Genomic DNA, 3,058 nt, shown 5'->3' with positions numbered 1-3,058 from the left:
GCCAACCGCGGCTACGCCGTGCTGCAGGTGAATTACCGTGGATCGTCCGGTCGCGGCTACACATTCATGAAGGCCGGATATAAGCAATTCGGCACTGGCATTCAGCAGGATCTGATCGACGGCGTGAAATGGGCAATCGCGCAAGGTTACGCAGACAAAAATCATGTTTGCGTTTTTGGCGCGAGCTTTGGCGGTTATTCGGCGCTGATGGCACCCATTCGCGCGCCGGAGATGTTCAAGTGCGCGGTCGATTTTGCGGGCATTTCCGATTACAGAATCCTTCGCGACGACGAGGAGCTGGAGTACGCCGACAATCTCAACCACTTTGTATTCGCCCAGCAAATTGGCGAGGACGACGCGACGCTCAAAGCCATTTCGCCTCTTTATCATTTGGACGCATTTAATGTCCCCGTATTGATCGTTCACGGAGAAAAAGATCCGCGCGTGCCGGTCAAGAATGCCGAGGTACTGCGCGATGCGCTGCAGAAATCCGGCAAGCCCTACGAATGGCTGGTCAAGCCGAAGGAACTGCACGGTTTCTATAGCGAAGACAACAACACGGAACTGCTCGAACACCTGCAGGCGTTCCTGGACAAATATATCGGCCCGGATGCTTCGGCGACCGCCGGCAACAGCACGAACTAACGATGCTCTGCCGCCACATATCGGCGACAGTGATCCAGGTATTCGCTTTCGTGTTGCGCAAGCAGAAGCGTCACGCTGCGCCATAACCAGGACGGCGCATCCAACGATCGCGTGTGATTGCGTGCAAGCTCCGCACGCCACGCTTTGCGGGTGGATGCATCCATCTGGCGCGCGTGCGCGCGCCCCACGACGCTGGCGAGAAACATCGCCACGCGCATGGCTTGTTTCCTGCCCATGCGATCGATATCGAGCGTGAGATCCTGCGGCAGCAGCTCGCGTACGAATACCTGGCTGTCCAACAGGGTTGCAGCACGCATGCGATGCCCGAGCGAAGGCGAAAGATGCGTTGCCGCTTCCACTACGCGCTTCGCGTTATCACGCGGCATACGCACTTTGGGAGCATGCGGCGCCACGGATTTGACCGCCTCCTTGATGTCGATCAGGCAGAGATCTTCACCGTCGCTGGTGCCCCCATCGACATCCAGCAAGACAGCATAGCGCCGTTTGCCGAGCGAACTGCAGCCCTTTCGCCAATAGGCGGCATCCAGCAGCGACACGTGCGCGTCGTTGTCGCGATGATGCAGTTGCGTGGCAAGCTCGACGATCTCGGGCTGCGCTATCAATTGCGCGATTGCGGAACGTTCTCGTTTGGTCAGCGTCCAGAAGTTCTTGCCCACCGGGAAACTGGGTTGAACGCCGTCGATACGCTCCTGGGCAAGCGATTTCCAGTTGCGGCGAAGTGCGCGTTTCATCACCAGACGAATCGAAGGGGGGATATCCGGCTCCTCTTCGTCCGATTCCGGAAAAGCTGTTTCGTATCCGGCAAGCATTGCTTCGATCATGCGAACGGTAGTGACGCCGGGAAGATCAGAGCCACGCGCGACGATTGCGAGCGACAGCGCCAATCGAATCAGATCGTGCGCAGGATTGCCGATGACGCTCTGGTCGAAATCGCGAATCTGGATGTGTACGGCGCCTTGATCGTTGGCGACCGGGCCGAGATTGCCGATATGACAGTCGCCACAAATCCAGATTGCCGGCCCGTGCGGAATAGACGGCTGCTCCTCGTCATCCAGCCACTCATAAAAACGCGCCGTATTGCCGCGCACATAAGCATGTGCAGATCGCGCCATTTTTCGATTGCGCAAATTCGTCAGCACGGCAGCGCGCGCCGCGGGGGCGACGACACGACCGCGGGTTTTCTTGGTTTTTTTCGTCACGAAGTGCACCATGTTTGTAGCAATTGCGTTACATCGTCAGGCGACATCTGTGAAAGTCTTGTTGCGTCGCCCGAGTAACGACGCAGCCCGTTTTCCAGAAATGAATCGCAGCTAACCATTTCCGAAAATTTGTACCGGCCTGTGCAACTTTTCATGCCAACCCGCGCTCTAAGTTTTCGGATGCACGCAACGGCATCCCCCGGCGCCCACCTCCCTGGGTCGCCAACCGGAATCGAACCTCTCCCCTGGGCTTCGATTCCACCGGCCCCGAGGACTCCCCCTAAGTTCTCGGGGCTTTTTCTTGCCCTTTTTCCGAGTCTTTCAGCCGACTGACGACATCGACCCTGCGGAACCGTTAGGATGGTGTTACGGATGGGCAGCCGCTGCCCGCAGCCATCTGGCCAAGAGTCGCGACGCAGTGCAAATCAAAGGGAAAGCTACCTCCTTCGATATCGCCCACCTGACCGGGGTTTCCCAGTCGACGGTGTCGCGCGCGTTGCGCGATAGCCCGCTGGTCAGTGAGGAGACCCGGCAGCGCATTAAGGCAGCGGCCGATCAGCTCAACTACAAGGTGGACAAGAATGCGTCGAACCTCCGTTCGCAGCATTCGGGCACGCTGGCATTGTTGCTGTTCGAAGATCCTACGGCAGACGACTCGCACATCAACCCGTTCTTTCTTTCGATGCTCGGCTCGATCACGCGTGCCTGCGCTCTGCGCGGTTACGACTTGCTGATTTCGTTCCAGCAGCTGTCCTACGACTGGCATGCCGATTACGCCGATACGAAAAAAGCCGACGGCATTATTTTGCTCGGCTATGGCGATTATCTCGCCTATCGCGACAAGCTCGAAAAGCTCGCTGCGCAAGGCACCCATTCGGTGCGTTGGGGTGCGGTGTTGCCAGATCAGCCCGATGTCTCCATCGGCTGCGACAACTTGCAAGGTGGCCACGCCGTCGCCACACATCTGCTGGAACAGGGATGCAAACGCATTGCGTTCCTGGGCGACGCATCGAGCCACTATCCGGAATTCTTCGAGCGCTATCGCGGTTACGTTGCTGCCCTGCAAGAAGCAGGCATTGAAGCCGAGCCGATGTTGCAGGTCGATGCCACCGAGAGCACCGAGCAAGCCGGCTACGGCGCGATGGAAACGCTGCTCGAACGTGAAGCGCCGTTCGATGCCGTTTTCGCCGCCA

Annotated in this window: 3 protein-coding genes; 2 read left to right on the top strand and 1 reads right to left on the bottom strand. The window is 58.3% G+C overall.

All coding sequences use genetic code 11. The annotated features are described in order from the left end of the window. A partial coding sequence (locus tag VK725_RS16615; protein WP_325319172.1) for a S9 family peptidase occupies positions 1 to 645 on the top strand: 645 nt, incomplete at its 5' end. Here the strand turns inward: VK725_RS16615 and VK725_RS16610 are convergent. Beyond that, positions 642 to 1,865 carry a DUF2252 family protein gene (locus tag VK725_RS16610; RefSeq protein ID WP_325319171.1) on the bottom strand — a complete coding sequence of 408 codons (1,224 nt, stop codon included), beginning with the start codon at positions 1,863 to 1,865 and terminating at the stop codon, positions 642 to 644. The genes VK725_RS16615 and VK725_RS16610 overlap by 4 nt on opposite strands. A gap of 424 nt (positions 1,866 to 2,289) precedes the next feature. Here VK725_RS16610 and VK725_RS16605 point away from each other — a divergent pair. Then, a partial coding sequence (locus VK725_RS16605; protein WP_325319173.1) for a LacI family DNA-binding transcriptional regulator occupies positions 2,290 to 3,058 on the top strand: 769 nt, incomplete at its 3' end.

The organism is Dyella sp., assembly GCF_035486915.1.
GTDB lineage: Bacteria > Pseudomonadota > Gammaproteobacteria > Xanthomonadales > Rhodanobacteraceae > Dyella_B.
This window is presented reverse-complemented; position numbering and strand designations above follow the sequence as displayed.